Annotated in this window: 27 protein-coding genes and 9 tRNA genes; 12 read left to right on the top strand and 24 right to left on the bottom strand. The window is 48.1% G+C overall.

Features of this window, described 5'->3' with window-relative positions; genetic code table 11:
* Nucleotides 1-186: 186 nt before the first annotated feature.
* From mlaF to MTO69_RS11940, 8 genes are all read left to right on the top strand, one after another.
* Nucleotides 187-984, top strand: a complete 798-nt coding sequence (mlaF, locus tag MTO69_RS11975) for a phospholipid ABC transporter ATP-binding protein MlaF (RefSeq protein ID WP_248329514.1) — start codon at nucleotides 187-189, stop codon at nucleotides 982-984.
* Nucleotides 984-1,772, top strand: a complete 789-nt coding sequence (mlaE, locus tag MTO69_RS11970) for a lipid asymmetry maintenance ABC transporter permease subunit MlaE (RefSeq protein WP_432715636.1) — start codon at nucleotides 984-986, stop codon at nucleotides 1,770-1,772. The genes mlaF and mlaE overlap by 1 nt, the downstream gene beginning before the upstream one ends.
* A gap of 2 nt (nucleotides 1,773-1,774) precedes the next feature.
* Nucleotides 1,775-2,254 (top strand): outer membrane lipid asymmetry maintenance protein MlaD, encoded by a 480-nt coding sequence (gene mlaD / locus MTO69_RS11965; RefSeq protein WP_248329512.1) that lies wholly within the window; start codon nucleotides 1,775-1,777, stop codon nucleotides 2,252-2,254.
* Nucleotides 2,255-2,264: 10 nt separating this feature from the next.
* Nucleotides 2,265-2,909, top strand: a complete 645-nt coding sequence (locus MTO69_RS11960; RefSeq protein ID WP_248329510.1) for an MlaC/ttg2D family ABC transporter substrate-binding protein — start codon at nucleotides 2,265-2,267, stop codon at nucleotides 2,907-2,909.
* The gene (locus MTO69_RS11955) at nucleotides 2,902-3,231 is read left to right on the top strand and encodes an STAS domain-containing protein (protein WP_248329508.1); all 330 of its coding nucleotides are present in this window, start codon (nucleotides 2,902-2,904) and stop codon (nucleotides 3,229-3,231) included. The genes MTO69_RS11960 and MTO69_RS11955 overlap by 8 nt, the downstream gene beginning before the upstream one ends.
* The gene (gene ibaG, locus MTO69_RS11950; protein WP_248329506.1) at nucleotides 3,224-3,478 is read left to right on the top strand and encodes a BolA family protein; all 255 of its coding nucleotides are present in this window, start codon (nucleotides 3,224-3,226) and stop codon (nucleotides 3,476-3,478) included. The genes MTO69_RS11955 and ibaG overlap by 8 nt, the downstream gene beginning before the upstream one ends.
* A 9-nt stretch (nucleotides 3,479-3,487) precedes the next feature.
* Complete coding sequence (gene murA / locus MTO69_RS11945; protein WP_248329504.1) at nucleotides 3,488-4,747, top strand: UDP-N-acetylglucosamine 1-carboxyvinyltransferase; 1,260 nt, start codon at nucleotides 3,488-3,490, stop codon at nucleotides 4,745-4,747.
* Between the two features lie 114 nt (nucleotides 4,748-4,861).
* Nucleotides 4,862-5,602 (top strand): 1-acylglycerol-3-phosphate O-acyltransferase, encoded by a 741-nt coding sequence (locus MTO69_RS11940; RefSeq protein WP_248329502.1) that lies wholly within the window; start codon nucleotides 4,862-4,864, stop codon nucleotides 5,600-5,602.
* Between the two features lie 128 nt (nucleotides 5,603-5,730).
* Here MTO69_RS11940 and MTO69_RS11935 read toward each other — a convergent pair.
* From MTO69_RS11935 to mutY, 13 genes are all read right to left on the bottom strand, one after another.
* Nucleotides 5,731-5,806 (bottom strand) — tRNA-Asn (locus MTO69_RS11935).
* A 35-nt stretch (nucleotides 5,807-5,841) separates the two neighbouring features.
* A tRNA-Thr gene (locus MTO69_RS11930) sits at nucleotides 5,842-5,917 on the bottom strand.
* 10 nt (nucleotides 5,918-5,927) lie between these two features.
* Nucleotides 5,928-6,003: transfer RNA gene (locus MTO69_RS11925), tRNA-Asn, on the bottom strand.
* Between the two features lie 18 nt (nucleotides 6,004-6,021).
* Nucleotides 6,022-6,097, bottom strand: a tRNA-Thr gene (locus MTO69_RS11920).
* Nucleotides 6,098-6,150: 53 nt separating this feature from the next.
* Nucleotides 6,151-6,226: transfer RNA gene (locus MTO69_RS11915), tRNA-Phe, on the bottom strand.
* A gap of 222 nt (nucleotides 6,227-6,448) precedes the next feature.
* Complete coding sequence (locus MTO69_RS11910) at nucleotides 6,449-8,074, bottom strand: methyl-accepting chemotaxis protein (RefSeq protein ID WP_248329500.1); 1,626 nt, start codon at nucleotides 8,072-8,074, stop codon at nucleotides 6,449-6,451.
* A 271-nt stretch (nucleotides 8,075-8,345) separates the two neighbouring features.
* Nucleotides 8,346-8,421, bottom strand: a tRNA-Asn gene (locus tag MTO69_RS11905).
* Between the two features lie 45 nt (nucleotides 8,422-8,466).
* A tRNA-Phe gene (locus tag MTO69_RS11900) sits at nucleotides 8,467-8,542 on the bottom strand.
* 7 nt (nucleotides 8,543-8,549) lie between these two features.
* Nucleotides 8,550-8,625, bottom strand: a tRNA-Thr gene (locus MTO69_RS11895).
* A 55-nt stretch (nucleotides 8,626-8,680) separates the two neighbouring features.
* Nucleotides 8,681-8,756, bottom strand: a tRNA-Phe gene (locus tag MTO69_RS11890).
* A gap of 103 nt (nucleotides 8,757-8,859) precedes the next feature.
* Nucleotides 8,860-9,996: a membrane-bound lytic murein transglycosylase MltC gene (gene mltC / locus MTO69_RS11885; RefSeq protein WP_248329498.1), complete on the bottom strand. Its 1,137-nt coding sequence runs from the start codon at nucleotides 9,994-9,996 to the stop codon at nucleotides 8,860-8,862.
* 68 nt (nucleotides 9,997-10,064) lie between these two features.
* Nucleotides 10,065-10,337 (bottom strand): oxidative damage protection protein, encoded by a 273-nt coding sequence (locus MTO69_RS11880; RefSeq protein ID WP_248329496.1) that lies wholly within the window; start codon nucleotides 10,335-10,337, stop codon nucleotides 10,065-10,067.
* An 18-nt stretch (nucleotides 10,338-10,355) separates the two neighbouring features.
* The gene (mutY, locus tag MTO69_RS11875; RefSeq protein WP_248329494.1) at nucleotides 10,356-11,411 is read right to left on the bottom strand and encodes an A/G-specific adenine glycosylase; all 1,056 of its coding nucleotides are present in this window, start codon (nucleotides 11,409-11,411) and stop codon (nucleotides 10,356-10,358) included.
* A gap of 207 nt (nucleotides 11,412-11,618) precedes the next feature.
* Between mutY and trmB the strand changes: the two genes are divergently transcribed.
* Entirely contained in the window at nucleotides 11,619-12,338 is a 720-nt protein-coding gene (gene trmB, locus MTO69_RS11870) for a tRNA (guanosine(46)-N7)-methyltransferase TrmB (protein WP_248329492.1), read from the top strand.
* A gap of 113 nt (nucleotides 12,339-12,451) precedes the next feature.
* A complete protein-coding gene (gene glsB, locus MTO69_RS11865; RefSeq protein WP_248329490.1) occupies nucleotides 12,452-13,372 on the top strand; it encodes a glutaminase B in 921 nt (306 codons plus the stop codon).
* 126 nt (nucleotides 13,373-13,498) lie between these two features.
* On the opposite strand, the gene MTO69_RS11860 is transcribed toward glsB, so the two are convergent.
* The 8 genes from MTO69_RS11860 to MTO69_RS11825 all read right to left on the bottom strand — a co-directional run bounded on the left by MTO69_RS11860 (nucleotide 13,499) and on the right by MTO69_RS11825 (nucleotide 18,424).
* Nucleotides 13,499-13,684, bottom strand: coding sequence for a hypothetical protein (locus MTO69_RS11860; protein WP_248329488.1), 186 nt, complete (start codon nucleotides 13,682-13,684; stop codon nucleotides 13,499-13,501).
* Nucleotides 13,659-14,834 carry a radical SAM family heme chaperone HemW gene (hemW, locus tag MTO69_RS11855; protein ID WP_248329486.1) on the bottom strand — a complete coding sequence of 392 codons (1,176 nt, stop codon included), beginning with the start codon at nucleotides 14,832-14,834 and terminating at the stop codon, nucleotides 13,659-13,661. The genes MTO69_RS11860 and hemW overlap by 26 nt, the downstream gene beginning before the upstream one ends.
* On the bottom strand, nucleotides 14,834-15,436 hold the full coding sequence (locus MTO69_RS11850; protein ID WP_248329485.1) for an XTP/dITP diphosphatase: 603 nt from the start codon (nucleotides 15,434-15,436) through the stop codon (nucleotides 14,834-14,836). The genes hemW and MTO69_RS11850 overlap by 1 nt, the downstream gene beginning before the upstream one ends.
* Before the next feature lie 67 nt (nucleotides 15,437-15,503).
* Entirely contained in the window at nucleotides 15,504-15,935 is a 432-nt protein-coding gene (locus tag MTO69_RS11845; protein WP_248329484.1) for a DUF4426 domain-containing protein, read from the bottom strand.
* A gap of 36 nt (nucleotides 15,936-15,971) precedes the next feature.
* Nucleotides 15,972-16,262: a DUF167 family protein YggU gene (yggU, locus tag MTO69_RS11840; RefSeq protein WP_248329483.1), complete on the bottom strand. Its 291-nt coding sequence runs from the start codon at nucleotides 16,260-16,262 to the stop codon at nucleotides 15,972-15,974.
* Complete coding sequence (locus tag MTO69_RS11835) at nucleotides 16,262-16,819, bottom strand: YggT family protein (RefSeq protein ID WP_248329482.1); 558 nt, start codon at nucleotides 16,817-16,819, stop codon at nucleotides 16,262-16,264. Before MTO69_RS11835 ends, yggU begins: the two co-directional genes overlap by 1 nt.
* A 39-nt stretch (nucleotides 16,820-16,858) precedes the next feature.
* Nucleotides 16,859-17,677: a pyrroline-5-carboxylate reductase gene (gene proC, locus MTO69_RS11830; protein WP_248329481.1), complete on the bottom strand. Its 819-nt coding sequence runs from the start codon at nucleotides 17,675-17,677 to the stop codon at nucleotides 16,859-16,861.
* Between the two features lie 30 nt (nucleotides 17,678-17,707).
* Nucleotides 17,708-18,424 (bottom strand): YggS family pyridoxal phosphate-dependent enzyme, encoded by a 717-nt coding sequence (locus tag MTO69_RS11825; RefSeq protein WP_248329480.1) that lies wholly within the window; start codon nucleotides 18,422-18,424, stop codon nucleotides 17,708-17,710.
* 25 nt (nucleotides 18,425-18,449) lie between these two features.
* Between MTO69_RS11825 and MTO69_RS11820 the strand changes: the two genes are divergently transcribed.
* Both MTO69_RS11820 and MTO69_RS11815 read left to right on the top strand, forming a co-directional pair.
* Nucleotides 18,450-19,487, top strand: a complete 1,038-nt coding sequence (locus MTO69_RS11820; RefSeq protein ID WP_248329479.1) for a type IV pilus twitching motility protein PilT — start codon at nucleotides 18,450-18,452, stop codon at nucleotides 19,485-19,487.
* 9 nt (nucleotides 19,488-19,496) lie between these two features.
* Complete coding sequence (locus tag MTO69_RS11815; RefSeq protein WP_248329478.1) at nucleotides 19,497-20,603, top strand: PilT/PilU family type 4a pilus ATPase; 1,107 nt, start codon at nucleotides 19,497-19,499, stop codon at nucleotides 20,601-20,603.
* Between the two features lie 167 nt (nucleotides 20,604-20,770).
* Here MTO69_RS11815 and ruvX read toward each other — a convergent pair whose 3' ends face one another.
* From ruvX to gshB, 3 genes are read right to left on the bottom strand one after another with little or no spacing between them, the layout of a single operon-like run.
* Nucleotides 20,771-21,193, bottom strand: a complete 423-nt coding sequence (gene ruvX / locus MTO69_RS11810; RefSeq protein ID WP_248329477.1) for a Holliday junction resolvase RuvX — start codon at nucleotides 21,191-21,193, stop codon at nucleotides 20,771-20,773.
* Nucleotides 21,194-21,210: 17 nt separating this feature from the next.
* Entirely contained in the window at nucleotides 21,211-21,774 is a 564-nt protein-coding gene (locus tag MTO69_RS11805; protein WP_248329476.1) for a YqgE/AlgH family protein, read from the bottom strand.
* A gap of 52 nt (nucleotides 21,775-21,826) precedes the next feature.
* Entirely contained in the window at nucleotides 21,827-22,774 is a 948-nt protein-coding gene (gene gshB, locus MTO69_RS11800; protein WP_248329474.1) for a glutathione synthase, read from the bottom strand.
* Between the last annotated feature and the right edge of the window lie 3 nt (nucleotides 22,775-22,777).

The following is a 22,777-nucleotide window of genomic DNA, read 5'->3' as shown; positions in this document are numbered from 1 at the left end:
GGGTATTAAAAGGGAAGCAGTTCATTCAATTAATTATCGAGCTAAGGTGTACAGTCAGGAAAATAGACACAGTTATATGTTCAGTCACTAATATTTGACACTTCACAATTAATTGAACAGTGCTTTAAATTCTGTACCAATGTGCTTATGATTGCCCATTCTTACAGGAACGAATAAGAGTTCAACATGGAATATGAAGACTTAGTGACCGTCAAGCAACTAACGTTTTCTCGTGGAGATCGCAAAATATTTGACGACGTCAGCCTACGCATGCCAAAAGGCAAAGTCACTGCGATCATGGGGCCATCAGGGATAGGAAAAACCACCTTGCTGCGACTGATTGGTGGCCAGCTTTACCCTGAGCACGGAGAAATCTGGTTCGATGGCAACAACATCCCATCACTAAGCCGCAGTAAACTCTATCAAGAACGTAAAAAGATGAGCATGCTGTTTCAATCAGGTGCACTTTTTACCGACTTGTCGGTGTTTGATAATGTCGCTTTCCCGCTTAGAGAGCATACCGATTTAGACGAAGAGCTGATCCGCACTTTAGTGCTGCTTAAACTCGAAGCCGTAGGCTTGCGCGGCGCAGCTCAATTGATGCCCAGTGAACTATCCGGAGGCATGGCCAGACGCGCAGCTTTAGCGCGAGCTATCGCCCTAGACCCTGACTTAATCATGTTTGATGAACCTTTTGTTGGTCAGGATCCGATCACGATGGGAGTGCTGGTGGAGTTGATTCATAATCTCAACCAGGCCCTTGGTGTGACGGCCATCGTTGTATCACACGACGTGCCCGAGGTGATGAGCATTGCTGATTGGGTTTATATCTTAGCCAACGGAAAAGTGGTGGCTTGCGGCACGCCTGAAGAGCTAAGAGAAAATCCCGATCCACAAGTACAGCAGTTTCTGCAAGGAAATGCTGACGGTCCTGTCCCGTTTCGCCATCCGGCCAAGCCGCTGGCTGAGGAGCTGTTCTCATAATGGCAAACTTAGCAAATTTCGTGGCGTCAGTTGGCCGCAGGGCGATGTCTATCTGTCTGGCCTTTGGTCGAGCCAGTTTAATGTTGTTCGGCGCGTTAGCCAGCCGTCCACAACCGCTGAAAAACCTTCCGCTATTGGTTAAGCAACTGTATAGCGTTGGGGTGCAATCACTGATCATTATCCTGTTATCGGGTCTGTTCATTGGTATGGTTCTGAGTCTTCAAGGCTACGTGATCTTAGTCGATTTTGGAGCGGAAGGTGCATTGGGGCAAATGGTCGCTCTATCACTACTGCGCGAACTTGGTCCGGTGGTGACCGCCTTGCTGTTCGCCGGTCGTGCGGGATCCGCGCTCACGGCGGAGATCGGGCTGATGAAAGCCACAGAGCAGCTGTCCAGTTTGGAAATGATGGCCGTGGATCCGCTAAAGCGAGTGATCGCGCCACGTTTTTGGGCCGGTGTAATCTCTATGCCTTTGTTAGCGATGATCTTTATGGCTGTGGGTATTTGGGGCGGCCAATTAGTCGGGGTGGATTGGAAAGGGATTGATCACGGCAGTTTTTGGTCTGCGATGCAGGCGTCTGTTGAGCTCGGCCAAGATATCGGCAATAGCATGATTAAGAGTTTAGTCTTTGCGATTACCGTTACTTGGATTGCGCTGTTCAACGGATATGATGCGATTCCTACCTCAGAAGGAATCAGCCGCGCGACGACACGTACCGTCGTACACTCTTCATTGGCAGTACTTGGTCTAGACTTCGTACTAACTGCATTGATGTTTGGGAACTAATCATGCAACAAACTAGAAAAACTGAATTATGGGTTGGTAGCTTCGTTCTCGCTGGAATTTGCGCAATTTTAGTGATGATCTTTCAAGTGGCTGACGTAAAGGGATTAGGCTCTAGCGATACTTACACTCTGAAAGCAGAGTTTGACAATATTGGCAGCCTAAAAGTGCGCTCTCCTGTCAAAGTGGGTGGCGTTGTTATCGGCCGCGTCACCAGCATTGGTCTCAATACGGATTCTTTGCTACCTGTGGTGACAATGGCAATCAACGCTCGCTACGACCAGTTTCCTGAAACATCGAGTGTGAAAATTCTTACCTCAGGGTTAATTGGCGAGCAATACATAGGGTTAACACCAGGCTTCGTGTTTGACGATGAACAGATGCTGGTGGATGGCGACTATATCGAAGACACCAAATCGGCATTAGTACTTGAAGACCTAATAGGCCAAGTTCTTTATAGTGTCGGCGGTTCGGATAGCGAGTAGGGAGATGGTTATGGTTAAAAAGTTAGTACTCACTCTGTTTTCATTTATGATTGTATTTGGTGCCCGTGCTGAGGAGATTGATAAAACCCAGCCTTACCAGATGATGCGCCAGGTGGCTGAAGCCGCTTTCTCACGACTTAAAGCTGAGCAGGATTTGATTCAACAAGACCCGAATCATCTCAAGGTGATTGTCGATCAAGAATTGATGCCCTTCGTTAACGAGAAATACGCGGCGCTCAAGCTGCTTGGCCCTAATTTAAAAGGCGCAAAGCGCGAAGATGTGGGTGAGTTTATTGTTGCGTTTCGTGCCTATTTGGTGACTTCATACGCTCAAGTGTTGACTCAATACACCGACCAAACCATAGAGTTTGAGCCTGAGTCAAAAATCGATCCAGATAAGAGCATTACCAGCATTAAGGTCGACATCATTGACACACCGCGTCCCAACATCAAGCTTGAGTTTAAGCTGCGTCGCGACAAGAACAGCGGCGAATGGGAGGCATTCGATATGATTGCCGAGGGGATTAGTCTGTTATCTAGCAAGCAGTCCGAGTGGAGCAGCAAAATTCGTCAAGAAGGTATTTTGGCTGTGGCACAAGAGCTGACAGAGCTAGCAAACCAGCCGATTCGCTTTGAGAGCAAAAGCAATGGGTAATCTGCAATGGCAGCTTGATAACGAGCAGCGTTACTCACTTTCTGGCGAGCTCGATCGTGAGAGTGTCCCTGAACTGTGGTCGCTGCTAAAGCAGCAACACTTTCCCGCTGGTGGCGTGGATGTGTCGCTGGAGCAAGTCACACGAGTCGATTCGGCCGGTATGGTGATGCTGATTCACTTATTAGAGCATGCAAAAAAACAAAACTGTCATATAATGCTCAGTTTCGTGCCGGATGAACTGCACACATTATTTCAGTTAAGCAATGTTGAAGAGTTCGTTGCGGGACATTTAGAGAGTACAACAGGGGTGAATTGTGGATAGCGCAAAAGTACAACAGATTTTAAACGAAGCATTGAGTTTAGAAGAGCTGCACGTCAAAGGCGAAGGCAGCCATTATGAAGTAGTTGCTGTTGATGCTTGTTTCGATGGAATGAGTCGCGTTAAGAAGCAACAACTGATTTATGCACCACTGATGGAATATATCCAACGAAATGACATCCACGCTGTTTCTATCAAAGCCTACACTCCTGAAGAGTGGGCTCGTGATAAGAAGTTGATGTCACTGTAAGGTTTTAGAATGGAAAAGTTTCGAGTAATTGGCTCTAAAAAGCCTTTGGTTGGTGAGGTCACCATCTCAGGTGCTAAGAACGCCGCGTTACCTATTTTATTTGCGTCAATTCTAGCGGAAGAGCCGGTTGAGGTCGCGAATGTACCACGCTTGCGTGATATCGATACCACCATGGAGCTACTTAAACGCCTTGGCGCAAAAGTAGAACGCAATGGTTCGGTGCACGTCGATCCAAGCAGCATTAACGAGTATTGTGCGCCATATGACTTAGTCAAAACGATGCGTGCATCGATCTGGGCATTGGGGCCGCTAGTGGCGCGCTTTGGCCAAGGTCAGGTTTCGCTACCGGGAGGCTGTGCTATCGGTGCTCGTCCGGTTGATTTACACATCCACGGTTTAGAGCAACTTGGTGCAACCATTACCCTTGAAGATGGTTACGTTAAAGCCAATGTTGATGGTCGCCTTAAGGGCGCGCATATTGTGATGGATAAAGTGAGCGTGGGTGCCACGATTACTATTATGTGTGCGGCCACTCTCGCTGATGGCAAAACCGTACTAGACAACGCGGCTCGTGAGCCTGAAATCGTCGATACCGCTGAGTTCCTCAATAAGCTGGGCGCGAAGATTTCTGGTGCAGGCACGGATACGATCACCATTGAAGGGGTTGAGCGTCTTGGCGGTGGTCAGCACTCTGTGGTGGCTGACCGAATTGAAACGGGTACTTTCCTTGTGGCTGCTGCTGTATCTGGTGGCAAAGTCGTGTGTCGCAATACCAAAGCGCACTTGCTCGAGGCCGTATTGGCTAAGCTAGAAGAAGCAGGGGCCTTGGTCGAGTCTGGAGAGGATTGGATCTCGGTGGATATGACAGGTCGTGAACTCAAAGCGGTCACGGTTCGCACCGCGCCGCATCCTGGTTTTCCGACCGACATGCAGGCACAGTTCACTTTGCTAAACCTGATGGCAAAAGGTGGCGGTGTGATCACCGAAACCATTTTCGAGAATCGTTTTATGCATGTGCCTGAGTTGATGCGTATGGGTGCTAAGGCTGAAATTGAAGGCAACACGGTTATCTGTGGTGATGTTGAAGAGCTGAGTGGTGCGCAAGTGATGGCGACAGATCTTCGAGCTTCAGCAAGCCTTGTTATCGCGGGCTGTATCGCCAATGGTGAAACCATTGTCGACCGTATTTATCACATCGACCGCGGCTACGATAAAATTGAAGATAAGCTCTCGGCGCTTGGCGCAAATATTGAACGTTTTCGCGATTAACGATAAAATCAGCTAACGCTTGTAAGCCGAAACGCGAGTTTCGGCTTTTTTATGAATATCAGATCAGTGAGAGTCTCATTCGTTAAAGAGTCTCTCTGTTCTTGGAGAACCACGATGATTGCACTATTACGTGTATTGGCTGTTGCGATTTTTGCAATTGTGATGTTTGTGTTTGGCTGTGGCTACTGTCTGTTGAGCCCACGTAACCCTAAGCACGTTTTTACCTTTGGTCGCCTGTTTGGCAAGATGTCACGAGTATTCGGCATTACCCTTGAATTGCGCATCCCAGAAGATGCGTACCAACGCGGTCAGCATATTTATATTGCTAATCACCAGAACAACTGGGATTTGTTTACCGTGTCATCGGCAGTCACCCCGAAAGTTGTCACAGTGGGTAAGAAAAGTTTGGCTTGGATGCCGCTGTTTGGCCAGCTGTACTGGCTGACTGGCAATATTTTGATCGACCGCGCTAACCGCTCAAAAGCCAAAGGCACCATTGACCAAGTAGTGGATAATTTGAATCAGAGCGATGTGTCGGTATGGATGTTTCCCGAGGGGACACGTTCACGTGGTCGAGGCTTATTGCCTTTTAAAACCGGTGCATTTCATGCAGCGCTAGGTGCCAAGTTGCCGATTATCCCAATCGTATGTAGCTCAACCGCTGGGGTTAGGCTCAATCGTTGGAACAATGGTCATGTTATCGTTGAAATGCTGCCACCCGTCTCTGTTGAAGGCTATAGCAAAGATAACGTGCGTGAGCTGGCGAACCTATGCCGAGAGCAGATGAAAGAAAAATTGGAAGCGCTAGACCAAGAGGTCGCGATGCTCAACGAGCAGCAGGGCGTTAAAGCCTAGTCAACTCAATGACTGATTTCCTAGCCCCAGTGATGATGTCGCAGGGGCTTTTTTTTGTTTCGGAATATCAAGGTGTTAGAACAATCAGAAACGAAAAAAGCCAAGTCTTTCGACTTGGCTTTTTAAGGTGGCTCCTCCTGCTGGGCTCGAACCAGCGACCTGCGGATTAACAGTCCGTCGCTCTACCAACTGAGCTAAGGAGGAATTATTCTTTGTTGCTCTTTTCAATCAGAAAAGAATGGTGCCGACTACCGGAATCGAACTGGTGACCTACTGATTACAAGTCAGTTGCTCTACCTACTGAGCTAAGTCGGCACACTAAAAGTGGCTCCTCCTGCTGGGCTCGAACCAGCGACCTGCGGATTAACAGTCCGTCGCTCTACCAACTGAGCTAAGGAGGAATTGTTCTTTAAGAAAAATGGTGCCGACTACCGGAATCGAACTGGTGACCTACTGATTACAAGTCAGTTGCTCTACCTACTGAGCTAAGTCGGCCCGCTGTATTTTTCTTATCTTGTTCGTGCTAAGCACCAACAATGTATAAATTGTGGTGCCCGGAGGCGGAATCGAACCACCGACACGAGGATTTTCAATCCTCTGCTCTACCGACTGAGCTATCCGGGCGACGAGGTGTATTAAAATGCTTTTCGTGCTTTAGGTCAACATCAAAATGCAAAAAAAATATCGTTTGTTGTTTTTCTATACTTAATGGGCTGTTTTTATCCATTTTGGCCAACAAGTGTATAGATGGCAAGAAGAGCGGTAGGGGTTAAGTTGTTAAATAGTTTACTGGTAATTGCAAGAAAAGCACGCAAAGAGGCGTGCTTTTCTGGTGTCTAGGCTAGATTAGTGCTTAACCGTAAACTTACTTACCCAGCTTTCTAATTCGTTAGCGAGTTGAGCTAGGCTCTGAGTGCTATTGTGGCTTTCGGTCACCACACTGCTGAGCTGATTACCGCTCTCTTCAATCAAGTTGATGCGCTGTGAAATGTCGTCACTGACTTGAGTCTGCTCTGCCGCCGCAGTGGCGATTTGATGACTCATTTGAGTGATAGATTCTAAGGCAATAACGATTTGCTGCAGTGCCTCGGACGCATTTTGTGATTCATGAACCGTACTTTGACTGGTTTCCGCGCACACTTCCATCGTTTGAATGGCGTTGCGTGAACCCTCTTGCAGGTTCGCGATCATCTGTTGAATCTCTTTGGTGCTATCTTGAGTGCGTCCGGCTAAGTTGCGAACCTCGTCGGCCACCACTGCAAAGCCTCGACCTTGTTCACCAGCGCGAGCAGCTTCGATAGCGGCATTGAGCGCGAGTAAGTTGGTTTGCTCGGCGATATCACCAATCACATCCAACACTTTTACGATGCTGTTAACGTTGTTATCAAGGTCAGCCACTGCTTTGCTGGCAGCGTTGAGCTGGTTAGCCAGTCCTTGGATGTTATCGACCGTATTGTGAATCAGATGCTGAGTGTGCTGGCTCTGTTTATCTGCTTGATCGGTGTTTTTCGCGGTATCGCTGGCTGAGTCGGCAACGTTGTTTGCTGACGACGCCATTTCAGTCATCGCAGTCGCAATCATCGCAGTAGATTGCTGCTGAGAGTCGGTGAGTTGGGAAATACTAGCCGAACGCTCCTCGACTTGAGCCAGTTCGCTGCGCAGGGCAAGCATGGAGCCGCTAAGGTTTTCAACCAGCTTGGCCAGTGACAGGCTCATTTGTTGCACTGCTTCATAGATACTGCCGTCAGGAGCCGGTTCGGCGAATGAGGTTTGGATTTTGCCATTGGCCACCTCTTGGACAGCCTGACGTACCTGCTGTGGCTCACCGCCAAGCAGAGCAAGCATACGACGGATCGAAAGGGTTAATACGGCGAGAATGAAGCCCGCGACGACTAAACACAGGCCGAGTTGCCATTGAGCGGTTGACCAGAAACGTTCGTTGACTTCATCAAAGCTGATACCTGTTCCCACATACCAACCCCAACGTTTAGATTTTTGTGCAATCGACAACTTGTTGTCAATAGAACCGTCGGGATAGGCAGATGTCCACTCATATTGGGCAATGCCATTGGGCTGCTTGTTGATGGCGTTAATCAGGATCTCGCCGACACTGTTGCCGCTGCCATCTTTGAAATCATGAAAGCTGGTGCCATGTAGTTGTGGGTCGAGTGGTGTTGCCACGAAAACCATATTTTCATCGGCGACATAAACGTACTCATTGTCTTTGTAAATGTTATTACGAAGTATGCGGGTCGCCATGGCTTTGGCTTGTTGATCGGTTAAGGTGCCATCGGCCGCCATGTTCTCTACTTCACTCAAAATGCTGTAAGCGCTGTTAAACAGTTCGGTAACCCGGGCTTTGTTGTCGAGATCACTGGCGACGCGCAGTGTCCATAACCCGGTCGCAGTAAGCGCAAGCAAGGCGATCAAGATAATTCCTGACAATAAATAAGCTTGTGTCTTTAGTTTCATAAAATTGCTCATATTTAGTCCGTTTTGTAAAAAATTGAGTTCTTAATGACCCATTTCATCTGTCTGTCATATTAGTGTAGAAGCTCTCAGCCAAATAGCTACCTTGGTTGGTTTTATGACGAGGATTAAATTTTAAGCTCAAAATAAGTAATTTTTACGCTAACAACTGCATAACATTTCAAATGAGTGGAACTGATTTTGCTTGCGAGGGTGGTGGAGGGTTTACAAAGAGCATAAAAAAAGCCAAGTCGTGAGACTTGGCTTTTGAAAGTGGCTCCTCCTGCTGGGCTCGAACCAGCGACCTGCGGATTAACAGTCCGTCGCTCTACCAACTGAGCTAAGGAGGAACTATTCTGTTTGTGTCTTACTTATTGAGTAAGAGCACCAAATAATGGTGCCTCGAGGCGGAATCGAACCACCGACACGAGGATTTTCAATCCTCTGCTCTACCGACTGAGCTATCGAGGCAAAAGAATGGTGCCGACTACCGGAATCGAACTGGTGACCTACTGATTACAAGTCAGTTGCTCTACCTACTGAGCTAAGTCGGCACACTGTATTCTTTTACTAATTGTTGTTACTTAAGCACCAACAATTAAGAAATTGTGGTGCCCGGAGGCGGAATCGAACCACCGACACGAGGATTTTCAATCCTCTGCTCTACCGACTGAGCTATCCGGGCGACGGAGCGCTATTAAACGGATTTTCCGCTTTGCCGTCAACTTGTTTTTAGAAAAAAAATCAAAAAAGTGGCCAAGTGCTGATTATTTAAGCGAATTTACTGCTTATGTCTTGCCAGAATTAAAATCTTTTTTGAATTTAGTCACTTTCTCAAGGTAGCGACGCGCTTCTGCATTGGGGTGTTTTTTGGTTAATGCCCAATACACCTGATTAGGTTGCAGCGAGTTTAGGTCGCGCATCGCTCTCTTGCGGTCATTTCGATTAAAGGTGTTTAACACCCCACCTGTGCCGCCATTGTATGCAGAGATCATGCTGTACTCGAGAGATAGCGGATGGCTGACGTCTTTCAAGTAGCGATTTTTGAGGATGTAAAAATAAGCGGTACCGGTATCAATGTTGTTTTCTGGATTGAACAAGTACTCGGGACTCGGTTGACCGGACTTTTTCTTTACCAGTTTAAATACATCTTTACCCGCGGTTTTAGGGACCACTTGCATCAAGCCATAGGCGTTGGCCCAACTGACCGCATAAGGGTTGAAGCTGCTCTCGGTTTTGATGATCGCGTAGATTAAATCTTCTGGGATGTCGTATTTGCGCGAAGCGCGTTGAACGATATCGGCATACTTGTAGCTGCGGATCTCAAATTGCTCTTCAACCATTGGGATTTCGACGTAGTAGGCTTTCTTAAAGTCGACATCCTTAACTTTGAGTTTGTTGGCGATAAGATAGTCTGCGAAGCGGTTGGCGCGCCATGACCACTGGATTGCTTTATTATCTTGATCGACGACTTGGCGATAGAGGAAGGGTTGACCTTCGAGTTTGATCTCTTTGGACGAAAATAGGTCGACATTGGCCGGATCGTCTGGAGTCAATAGGGTGGTAATAATGGCGTTTTTTAGGTGACCTTTAGGATCGGTTGGAGAGACGGTTTCTACCGTGATCAAACCCTTGTCGAAGTTGACTTCAGAACGACTGAGATAGTTATCAATGTACTTGACGTAATTACTTTTTCCGGCAAATTTGACTTCGCTGCGTCCCCAGCGCTTTTCAATGTTGCCGGAAAAGCTGTCGATTAATGCGTCGAGCGCTGCGGTGTCTTTCTCAAACTGACCGGGTAATTGAGCTAAGTTTTTAGCAAATCGATTGGTCGGCTCGTAGTTAACCTCGTAAATACCTTCGATAAACTCTCGGCTACAGCCGGCTAAAACCAATACCAACAATAAGTACGTTAACTTTCTCATAGTCTTCCTAAAAAAATGACATCACTGCGGGCAATGATGTCATCTCACTTCACTCTACTAAGCTACTTTTACTTGCTCGGCGGAGTGTAGCCTTCAATATGAACCTCTTTGCCTTCAAATAAGAAGTTCACCATTTCTGTCTCGATTAACTTACGATGCTCAGGATCCATCATGTTGAGCTTCTTTTCATTGATCAGCATGGTCTGTTTGTGCTGCCATTCGGCCCACGCTTGCTTTGAGATATTATCAAAAATACGCTTGCCAAGTTCGCCTGGGTACAGCTGAAAGTCGAGACCTTCGGCTTCTTTTTGTAGTCGAGCACAAAATACAGTGCGGCTCATAACGACTCCTTAGACTAATTAAATATGAAGTTCTGACGGTAAGCTTTGCAGCAGTTGTTTGACTGGCGCAGCTAAACCGATCGCTTCTGGTTGAGATAAGTTATACCAAAGACCTTTGCTGGCTTCCATTACCACATCAGGTTGCTTTGATAGGTCTACCAAAATTGGGGTGATATCTAAATGGTAGTGACTAAAGGTATGGCGAAAAGCGATCAGTTGGCTCTGCTGATTGATATGCACATCAGTAATACCACGATGCTGCAGTAGATCGTTGAGCTCGGCATCTGGGTGCTCAGGAAAGCAAAACAGTCCGCCCCAAATCCCGCTCTGCGGCCGCTGCTCTAACCAAACTTGTCCTTGGTAGTGCAACATAGCAAACCAGGTTTCCTTGACCGGCTTCTCTTTTTTCGGTTTTTTGCCTGGGTAGTCGAGTGGGTTACCCTGCTTGTTGGCTTGGCATAGTGATGCCACAGGGCATAAGCCGCACTTAGGCTTGCTGCGGGTGCACACCATAGCGCCCATATCCATCATCGCCTGATTGTACTTGTCGACATCACGAGTTGGAGTATGTTGCTCAGCATAGTGCCAAAGCTGGTTCTCAACTTTTTTCTGTCCAGGCCATCCTTGCACCGCAAAACAGCGAGCTAACGTGCGTTTGACGTTGCCATCTAAAATCGCGTGAGGCTGCTTATAAACTGAAGAGAGCACAGCGGCTGCGGTTGATCGACCGATGCCCGGCAGCGCGTTCATCTGTTCGATATCGCGTGGAAATTCGCCATTAAATTGCTCGGCAACAATTTTTGCTGCTTTGTGTAAGTTGCGCGCGCGAGCGTAATACCCAAGGCCAGTCCATAAGTGTAAGACTTCGTCTTGCTCGGCGTTGGCCAAATCAACCACCGTCGGAAAGCGCTCTAGGAAGCGCTCATAATAGGGAATGACGGTAGCAACTTGGGTTTGCTGTAACATAATTTCTGACAGCCACACGCTATACGCGGTTTTATTTTGCTGCCAAGGTAGGCTTTTACGCCCATAGTTTTCGTACCACTCTAAGATGGCTTTAGCGAAAGGAGTCACGACATGCTCTATGGTTTAGTTTTAATCAGGCCAAATTAACCACAATTGTCAGCGAAAGTACAACCGACAAACAGTGAGGGTATAGCGTGTGAGGAGAGCCAAGTCTGCCGCAATGGACGAATTACGCTAAAAAACTTGCACCAATGGCGATTCTTTGGATAATCACAATCCCTTTGAGTCGAGACCAATTTTTAAACAGGCAATATCATGAGTGAAGTGACCACTAACGAGTATAACGAAGACGGTAAACTGATACGCAAAGTTCGCAGCTTTGTTCGACGCGAAGGTCGTTTGACCAAGGGTCAAGAGAACGCAATGAAAGAGTGTTGGCCGACCATGGGGATTGATTACCAAGCGCAGCTTCTCGACTGGAAGCAAGTATTTGGTAACGATAACCCAGTGGTGTTAGAAATTGGTTTCGGTATGGGTGCTTCTTTGGTTGAAATGGCGAAAAACGCACCAGAAAAGAACTTTATCGGTATTGAAGTGCACAGCCCTGGTGTGGGTGCGTGTCTGTCCGATGCGCGTGAAGCGGGGGTGACGAACCTGCGTGTGATGTGCCACGATGCAGTAGAAGTGTTCGCCAATATGATTCCCGACAACAGCTTGGCAACGCTGCAACTGTTCTTCCCTGACCCATGGCACAAAAAGCGTCACCACAAACGTCGCATTGTACAACTAGACTTTGCTGAGATGGTGCGTCAAAAACTGATCGTTGGCGAGGGTATTTTCCATATGGCAACAGACTGGGAAAACTACGCTGAGCATATGATTGAAGTGATGAATCAGGCGCCAGGTTTTGCAAACATCGCCACTGACGGTGATTTTGTGCCTCGTCCAGAAGAACGCCCGTTAACTAAGTTTGAAGCGCGCGGACACCGTTTAGGTCATGGCGTGTGGGACATTAAGTTCAAACGCACAAAATAGTGTTTGACTGAGTGAGTTGTAACCAGCACACTTTGCCAAAGCCAACACCATTAAGGATGTTGGCTTTTTTGACTCTATAAAAATAATAAGCCTTTGATAAATAGAGGTAACTCATGAAACCGACCCCTGAAATACTTGCTGAAATCCTTACTGAAGTTCGTCCGTTGATTGGTCATGGAAAAGTGGCTGACTATATTCCGGCACTGGCTAAAGTTCCGGCACATAAGCTGGGTATTGCGGTATTTACTAATCAAGGGGAGGTGATAAAAGCGGGTGATGCTGATGAAGCCTTCTCGATTCAGTCGATCTCTAAAGCCCTTAGTCTAACGCTGGCGATGGGTCTGTATAAACCCGACGAAATCTGGTCGCGTGTGGGTAAAGAACCATCAGGACAGGCATTTAACTCTTTGATTCAGCTTGAAATGGAGCAAGGCATTCCCCGTAACCCTTTCATTAATGCTGGGGCGATTGTGGTGGCTGATTTACTTAATAGTCGCTTATCTGCTCCGCGTCAGCGATTACTGGAATTTGTTCGCCAACTGTCGGGTGATACGCATATCTGCTATGACAAAGTCGTGGCCGCATCAGAAATGATGCATAGCGACCGCAACGCTGCGATTGCCTACTTGATGCGCTCATTTGGTAATTTCGAGAACGACGTCATTCCAGTGCTCAATAATTATTTCCATGCCTGTGCGCTGAAAATGAGTTGTGTCGATTTGGCGAAAACCTTCAGTTATTTGGCTAACAAAGGCACTTCAGTACAGACTGAAAAAGCGGTTATTACGGCGACCCAAACTAAGCAGCTTAATGCGTTATTAGCGACGTGTGGTTTGTATGATGGAGCGGGAGAGTTCGCTTACCGTGTCGGTATGCCGGGCAAATCAGGCGTTGGTGGCGGCATTATGGCGGTGGTACCAGGTGAGATGACGATTGCGGTGTGGTCACCAGAGCTCGATCCTTCGGGTAACTCGTTAGCAGGCACTAAAGCGCTGGAGCTACTGTCTGAGCGTATTGGGCGATCGATATTTTAGAACGGACTTCGTCCTTCGAGATGCTAGAGCGCTTTGCTCCGAGAATCGAGAGCGGACTTCGTCCTTCGAGAGGGGGTTGTGATGAGCGAGTCGAAATCTTCAGGTAGCGCTTGCTGATATTTAAGCTTAATTATCTGAATTAAAAAGAAAAGGGTTGACATACACTGTCAACCATCCAAATTTTCTCGCTTCTCGCTTCTCGCTTCTCGCTTCTCGCTTCTCGCTTCTCGCTTCTCGCTTCTCGCTTCTCGCTTCTCGCTTCTCGCTTCTCGCTTCTCGCTTCTCGCTAATCTTCCACCATAAACGCTTCAAGCAAGTCATTGAGGAACAGTTTACCTTTCTCGGTGATTTGCCAGTGGGTAGCACTTTCATCGATATAGCCCATCTCAATCGCCCAATCAATGGTCTCTTGAATGGCTTCAAAACCAAGCCCGGTAGTATCAAGAAAGTCCTGTTTTGGACACGCTTCGATAAGACGGAAGCGGTTCATAAAGAACTCGAAAGGACGGTCTTCATCCGCAACTTGCTCTTCACTGTTTAAATATGGTTTGACCATATTATTGTAAGCAGCGAGGTAGCCTTTCGGGTGTTTTATCTTAGTGGTTCGGACAATGCGTCCATCACTAAAGCTGAGCTTGCCGTGCGAGCCACAGCCGATACCTAAGTAATCACCGAAGCGCCAGTAATTAAGGTTGTGCTGACACTGGTAGCCCGGTTTGCTGTATCCAGATATCTCATACTGCACGTAGCCAGCCTCAGCTAGTTTCTTGTGGCCTAGCTCGAAGATATCCCATAAGTCATCATCATCAGGCAGAGTAGGCTGCTTGTAATAGAACATGGTGTTGGGCTCGATAGTGAGCTGATACCACGACAGATGAGGAGGATCGAGCTCGATCGCTTTTTCAAGATCCGCAAGGGCTTGAGCAACAGACTGATCCGGTAAGCCATGCATGAGATCAAGATTAAAACTCTTGAGGCCAATTTGGTGAGCAAGCTTAGCGGCGTTAACTGCTTCATCCTGACCGTGGATACGTCCCAGCCGTTCGAGCTTTGTCTGCTCAAAGCTTTGTACCCCAACGGAGATACGCGTTACCCCTGCTTTTTGATAACCAGCAAAACGCTCGGCTTCAATGGTGCCAGGGTTGGCTTCCATGGTGATCTCAATATCTGGCTTAAACGGCAGCTTTGCTTCAATCCCTGCCAGCAAGCTAGCAATACCTTCGGCTGAGATTAAGCTCGGTGTGCCGCCACCAATAAAGATCGAATGCAGTAAGCGTGGGTTATCGTTGAGCTGATAGCGATCGATATCTGCTTCAAGATCTTGCAGTAGAGCGGCAATGTACTCTTGCTCTGGGATCTCCGCTTTCAAGGCGTGAGAGTTAAAGTCGCAGTAAGGGCACTTTTGCACACACCAAGGTATGTGAACATAAAGACTAAGCGCAGGAGGAGTGAGCTGACTCATTAGTTCTGCTCTGCGAGGGTTGCGAACAGTTGCTTGAGCGCTTTACCGCGATGAGAGAGCTGCTTTTTACGTACCGGTTCTAACTCTGCCGATGCGCAGTTATCTTCAGGTACAAAGAAGATAGGGTCGTAGCCAAAGCCATTTTCGCCATGCGCCTCAGTTAGAATGCGACCTTCCCACTTACCGTGACAAACAATCGGCGTTGGGTCGTTCTCGTGGCGCATAAGTACAAGTACACAGTGGAAGCGAGCAGTACGCTCTGGCTCTGGGACACCTTGCATTGCATCAAGCAGTTTTTCTAGGTTCTGTTGATCGCTGGCATCTTCGCCCGCATAGCGAGCTGAGTAGATGCCTGGTGCACCTTTAAGGAAATCGACTTCTAGCCCTGAATCATCAGCAATGGCAGGTAATCCAGTTTCTTTCGCTGCATGACGCGCTTTAATGATCGCGTTTTCAATGAATGTGGTGCCTGTTTCAGCGACTTCCGACACCTTGAACTCGCTTTGTGCCCGCACATCAAAACCAAAATCAGACAGTAAATCGGCCATTTCACGCACTTTGCCCTGGTTGCCCGTCGCCAATACAATTTTTTTATCTTTCATAATCAATTCTTAATTCTTTGCTCGAAACTCGAAACTCGAAACTCGAAACTCGAAACTCGAAAATTCGCTACTCTTCTACGTAAAATTTTTGGCTGAACTTTAATGCGCCGGTGCCTTTAATGCCAGCATTTACGTCGATATTGAACGTCAGTTGCTCTTCATCAGAGATGGGGAACTCGGCTAGGTAGTAAATCGCGTCCCCTTCTTTAACTTGTCTAAACTCCAATTCGCGAGTTTGACCGATCAGGTTTCTCGCACTGCCGGTCAGGGTGGCAGTGATGGCAGGTTTTCCTGCTTGGGAGTTATCCAACACGCTAATATTGAGGATCGCTGAGTAGCCATTGCGCTTGAGCTGGTAACTGCGTGCGACCTTAGCGGTTAAAAACGTTGAATTGAACGCAGAGTAGTGAACTTCTACATCTTTGATGGTTTTGAACTGCCCCGCCCAAGTTGGCATGGCAAACAGAGCGGTCAGTAATAACGTTGTCCATCGTTTCATAATGTTTCCTTGTGGTGAATATCAAAACAAAAGCCATCACAGGATGGCTTTTATTTCACTTGGAATCTGCTTCGGAGAGGTGACCCGGATCTGCTTATGCCGTCCTAGCTCTCCTTTATCAATATGGATAAGCCCTTTGGCCACTTTGAACTGTTTGGCGAGAAACTTACTCAAGTGCGCGTTGGCTTTCCCGTCGACAGGGGGAGCGGTAATGGCGACTTTTAGCTCATCTCCGTGCTGGCCGATAATTTTATCACGGCTTGCTTTGGGTTGGATGTAGAGGCGAAGCACTATGTCTTCGCCTTCAAACCAAGCTGCCTGGGACATTATAGTTGATACCAGATTGGTCCGATCACGTCGCCCATTAAGAAGTTGGCGAACTGCAGGGCGATAAACAACACCAATACACTGAGATCAAAACCACCCATAGCAGGAATAATGCGACGGATAGGCGCGAGCATTGGCTCTGTCAATTGATGGAACACGTATTCGATAGGGCTTCGACCTTGGCTAACCCAACTTAGGATCGCGCGAATCAGCAGCACCCAGAACAGCAAGCCACCGGCTGCTTTAATCAGCGACAGCAGGCCTAAGAATAAAAAGTCAGCGCTGAACGAAACCGAACCGTTTGAGGCGAGCAAAATCAGTGCGACGAACTTGAGCACGCACAGCACATAGGCAAACAGCAGTGTCGCTAGGTCAATACTGCCCAGTGAAGGAATAACACGGCGCAGTGGTGCGACAACCGGTTGTGTCGCTTTGACGATGAACTGAGAAAATGGGTTGTAGAAGTCTGCCCGTGCAGCTTGCAACCAGATCCGTAAGATCACCACCATGATGTAGAGATCAAACAGGGTGGAAATCAGAAAACTCATTGAATTCATAGGTGACCCTTATTGGCGAGAGCCAGTGCTCTCTGGTGTTTAAAATAGTTTTTCCATCTCTTCAGCGCGCGCTACTGCCGCTTGCATTGCTTTGGCTACTATATCTGAAAGTTGGTGTTGGTTGAACGTTCGGAGTGCCTCTGCGGTTGTGCCGCCTTTAGAGGTCACGTTTTCGCGTAAAGTAGAGAGTTCCGTTTCTGGGTTCTCTACCACCATACTTGCCGCGCCTAATGCTGCCTGCTGAACCAAAAGTCGCGCTGTGGGTTTATCGAATCCCTGCGCGATGGCCTCTGCTTGCATCGCTTCCATAAATAGGAAGAAGTATGCAGGGGCGCTGCCTGCTGCGGCGATCACGTTGTTAATGCCAGACTCTTGCTCCACCCAACAGACTTTGCCGCAAGACTCCATCAGTTTAGCCGCAAAGTCTTTATCGGCTTGGTTTACTGATTGTGGAGCATATAAGCCGCTCATGCCTAACCCGAGTTGAGAGGGGGTGTTCGGCATAACACGAACTAAGTTCACGGTTTGTCCTAACATCTGCATCAGGCGATCGCAATTAATGCCCGCCGCGATCGAAATCACCAGCTTGCCCGATAAATTCATGCTTTGGAAAGGCTCACACACTTGCTCCATCATCTGTGGCTTAACCGAGAGCACGACCACTTGGGCATCGTCGACTGCACGGAGATTATCGCTGGTGGTGTGGATACCGTACTTTTGCTCAAGGGGCAAACGGCGCGTTGGCGAGGGCGCTGTGGCGGTAATGAGGTCGGATGGGTAGCCGTCAGCGACCAAGCCCGCAACGATCGCACTCACCATGTTTCCCGCGCCAATAAAAGCAATCTTCTTGTGTTCCATCGAGTAATCTGTCCTTATCTCTAAAATGTTCTAGTCACGGCGAGAATAATCGCGCGCGCCAAAAATAGCGGTTCCAATACGGACCATAGTTGACCCTGCTGCGATTGCCGCTTCCATGTCGCCGCTCATCCCCATCGATAGTGTATCAATGTTCTGCTCTGGCAAGCGTTGCGCCAGTTTTTGTTGCAACTGCGCTAAGTGGGTGAAGGCCGTCAGTTGCGACTGATAATCTGACACATTGGCTGGAATCGACATCAATCCTCTTAAAGTGAGGTTAGGCAGGGTAGAAATCAACTCTGCAAGAGCAAACACTTCTTCATCGCTGGTACCGGATTTTGACGCTTCACCACTGGTATTGACTTGAATTAACACTTGGAGCGGCGCCATACCTTCGGGTCTTTGGTCATTCAATCTTTGGGCTATCTTGCTGCGATCAACGCTATGTACCCAAGCAAATTTCTCGGCCACGTGGCGTGTTTTATTGGACTGAATTGGGCCGATGAAGTGCCATTCGAGCGCTATTTCTGGGTGATGTTGATTGAAGTAATCGACCTTATCCGCCCCTTCTTGGACGTAGTTTTCGCCAAAAGCACGCTGGCCCGCTTCGGCCGCGGCGAGAATAGCTTCGACAGGCTTAGTTTTACTGACCGCGAGAAGTTGCACTGTGTCTCGACCGCGTCCACACTTTTGTTGTGCACTCTCAATCTGTGAGGTGATCTGTTCAATGTTTTGTTGAATACTAGTCATGGCAGATTTTACTTAAGGATTTTAAATGGATATCGCTGAGTTACTGGATTTTAGTGTAAAGCATAATGCGTCAGATCTACATCTTTCTGCTGGAGTATCTCCCATGGTGCGGATTGATGGTGAAGTTCGCAAGTTGGGCGTGCCCGCTTTTAGTCACGCGGATGTACATCGCTTGGTGTTCGATATTATGAACGACGCTCAGCGCAGCGAGTTTGAAGAAAGACTCGAGGTCGACTTTTCTTTTGAGTTGCCCGATGTCGGACGCTTTCGTGTCAACGCTTTCAACCAGTCTCGCGGCTGTGCGGCAGTCTTTCGTACCATTCCCACCCAGATCCCAACCCTCGAACAGCTTGCAACACCGGCTATCTTCGAGTCGATTGCTAATATGGAAAAGGGCTTGGTCTTAGTGACCGGTCCAACTGGCTCAGGTAAGTCGACCACCTTAGCGGCGATGGTTGACCATATTAATCGCCAGCACAATAAGCATATCCTCACCATTGAAGATCCGATTGAGTTTGTCCATAGCAACAATAAGTGTTTGATTAACCAACGCGAGGTCCATCGCGATACCCATAGCTTCAATAATGCTCTGCGTAGTGCCTTGCGTGAAGATCCGGATGTGATTTTGGTCGGCGAGTTGCGTGATCAAGAGACCATCAGCTTAGCCTTAACCGCCGCAGAAACCGGCCATTTGGTGTTTGGCACCTTACACACTAGCTCAGCGGCAAAAACCATTGACCGAATTATTGATGTTTTCCCGGGCAGCGATAAAGAGATGGTGCGTTCAATGTTATCGGAGTCACTCAAAGCGGTGATTGCACAAAAACTCCTAAAACGCATTGGCGGTGGGCGCGTGGCTTGTCACGAGATTATGATGGCGACCCCAGCGATTCGAAACTTAATCCGTGAAGACAAGGTGGCGCAAATGGTGTCGGTGATTCAAACCGGTGCGGCTCATGGGATGCAGACGATGGAGCAAAATGCCAAACAGTTGATTGCCCAAGGCTTGGTTGAACAAGCCGAAGTGGCGAAGAAAATCGAACTCGAAACCCCGATGTTCTAAGGCTCTGTTATGGATAGTGATCGTTACTTGCAACAAATGATCGAACAGAAGAGTTCGGATCTGTATATCACGGTAGGCGCACCGATTTTATATCGCGTTGACGGGGAGCTGAAAGCGCAGGGCGAGACGCTCTCTCATGCGATGGTTACCTCTTTAATCGAAGGCATGATGGACACTGAGCGCCAACATGAGTTTCATCGCAGCAAAGAGGCGAATTTTGCCATTGTTCGCCACTTTGGCCGTTTTCGGGTGTCGGCTTTTTATCAGCGCGAGCAGCCTGGTGCGGTGATTCGTCGTATCGAAACCAGTATTCCTAGTTTTGAGCAGCTTAAACTGCCGGAAGTGTTAAAACAGATCGCCTTGGCTAAACGTGGTTTGGTGCTGGTGGTTGGAGCAACAGGATCAGGAAAATCGACCACCATGGCCGCGATGACCGGCTATCGTAATCAAAACAGCAGCGGTCATATCCTGACCGTAGAAGACCCGATTGAGTTTGTTCATGAGCATCAAGGCTGCATAGTGACTCAGCGCGAAGTGGGATTGGACACAGAAAGCTACGAAGTGGCGTTGAAAAACTCGCTACGCCAAGCTCCGGATATGATTTTGATCGGTGAAATCCGCTCGCGAGAAACCATGGAGTACGCGATGACCTTCGCCGAAACCGGCCATCTATGCATGGCGACACTGCATGCAAACAATGCCAACCAAGCATTAGAGCGTATCTTGCACTTGGTGCCCAAAGAGCAAAAAGAACAGTTCTTGTTTGATTTGTCGATGAACCTCAGAGGTATCATCGCCCAGCAGTTAGTGCGCGATAAACATGGTCAGGGGCGTCATGGTGCGTTCGAGGTGCTTTTGAATAGTCCGCGCGTGTCTGATTTGATTCGCCGCGGGGATTTACATGAGCTGAAAACCACGATGGCGAAGTCAAATCAGGCGGGGATGCAGACTTTTGATCAAGCCCTTTATCAGTTGGTGATTGAAGACAAAATCAGCGAAGAAGATGCGTTGCATAGCGCCGATTCGGCCAACGATCTGCGGATACTGCTCAAATCGCACTCAGGCGCTCGAACCAGCCTAAGCAGTCTCGCAGATGTGAAGATTGATATGGATTAGGAGAGCAGAGCGCTGCGCTCCTAGGATCGAGAGCGGACTTCGTCCTTCGAGAGGTGCTCGTGATGACTTTATCGGAAGTTGCTGACTCTGGTGTTGCTGTAATTATATGAATTTTAAAGAAAAGGGTTGACGCTAAGTGTCAACCCTTGAAAACTTCTCGCTTCTCGCTAGCCGTATTGAGCCTCAAACCAGCTTTCTAAAATCACCACGGCGGACTGGCAGTCCACATTGCCTTTACTGAGCGCCTTATAGCCGCCCATAGCAAATAGGTCGGCTCGCGCTTCCGTGGTGGAGAGCCTCTCATCGTGCAGTTCTACTGGCAGACCAAAGCGGCCATGTAAGCGGTTGGCGAATTTTTTTGCCCGTGGAGTGATAGTGTCAAGGTCACGCCCATGCAGGTCGGTGGGTAAACCCACGACCAGCAAATTAGGTTGCCACTCTTTTATCTGTTTCTCGATCTCATCCCAATTGGGGATGCCATCGTTGGCTTTAAATGCTTTGAGTGGTGAGGCAGTTCCGGTTACCTCTTGGCCAATGGCACTACCAATACTCTTAGTGCCAAAGTCAAAAGCCATAATTGTTCTAGACATAGTCAATGTTCTTTTTGTTAAGCGTGGCCAATATCGCTCGAGAGTTGAGCCACATCGATGCCGAGCATTTTTACCGCTTTTTGCCAACGCTCGTTGATAGGAGTATCGAACATCACATCTGGGTCGGCTTCAACGGTGAGCCATGAGTTTTCTGACAGTTCCGTTTCCAATTGACCCGGCTCCCAACCAGAGTAGCCCAACGCAACCAAATAGTGATTGGGTTCTGCTTCGGTACCCAGCACGCCGAGAATATCGCGCGAAGTAGTGACCGAGATTTGGTCAGTCATACGAATGCTCGACTCATACTCGTCTTTGGGCTGATGCAAGATAAACCCGCGGTCTTCAGAAACCGGGCCACCGTTGAGTACCGGTTTGTCTAAGCTCTCGGTAAGCAGCTTAGGATGGGTCGATTGGACATCGACTTTTTCTAGCATCTTGCCAATGGTGATGTCGATGGGAGCGTTAATCATTAAACCCATAGCGCCCTCTTCATTGTGTTCACACACATAGATAACGCTACGTTGAAAGTAGGGATCTTTCATCCCAGGCATCGCGACTAAAAAATGATTGGTTAAATTCATACAGACTCCCACATAAGTCAGGGCAAGCAAAGTGTGTTGCCCAAATCCATATTTAGGCTTTCAAACGGCGCTCAATCGCGTCCATCAGTTTGCCAGTAATAGACACATCAAATGCAGCCTCAATCTCACGAATACAGGTTGGGCTAGTCACATTGATTTCTGTCAGTTTGTCACCAATAACGTCGAGACCAACGAAAATCAGTCCTTTTTCTTTAAGTGTAGGCGCTACCGCAGCGGCAATCTGTTTATCTGTCTCGCTCAGTGGTCTTGCTTCGCCTCGACCACCCGCGGCTAGGTTGCCGCGCGTTTCGCCTTCGGCCGGAATACGTGCCAGGCAATATGGGATAGCTTCGCCATCAACGACGAGGATACGTTTATCGCCGTTACTGATGTCAGGAACGAATGTCTGTGCCATCGCGTAGTTTTGACCGTGGTTAGTCAGGGTCTCGATGATCACTGATACGTTAGGATCGTTCTGTTTGACTCGGAAAATAGACGCTCCGCCCATACCATCAAGCGGCTTAAGGATGACATCGCCATGCTGTTCACGGAAAGCTTTAATCTTTTCAGCCTTACGGGTCACAATCGTCGTCGGTGTTAGCTCTGGGAACCAAGCGGTGAACAGCTTTTCATTACAGTCGCGCAGGCTTTGCGGCTTGTTGACGATCAATGTGCCTTGCTCTTCTGCGCGCTCAAGAATGTAAGTTGCGTAGATGTACTCTGTATCAAATGGAGGATCTTTGCGCATCAACACGGCATCAAGCTCAGACAGTTCAATGCTTTGTTGTGACTTAAATTCATACCAGCCGTTCGGGTCTTCTTTTAACTCGACAATCTTGGTATCTGCCACCGCTACGCCTTGGTCAAGATGAAGATCATTCATTTCCATATAGTGGATTTCATAGCCGCGGCGCTGCGCTTCAAGCATCATGGCAAAGCTAGAGTCTTTCTTGATGTTAATGGACGCAATTGGGTCCATTACAATGCCTAATTTGATCATTCT

The sequence above is a fragment of the Vibrio sinaloensis genome (assembly GCF_023195835.1).
Lineage (GTDB): Bacteria > Pseudomonadota > Gammaproteobacteria > Enterobacterales > Vibrionaceae > Vibrio > Vibrio sinaloensis_C.
The sequence above is the reverse complement of the archived record's forward strand: the minus strand, read 5'-3'. Positions and strand labels throughout refer to the sequence as shown.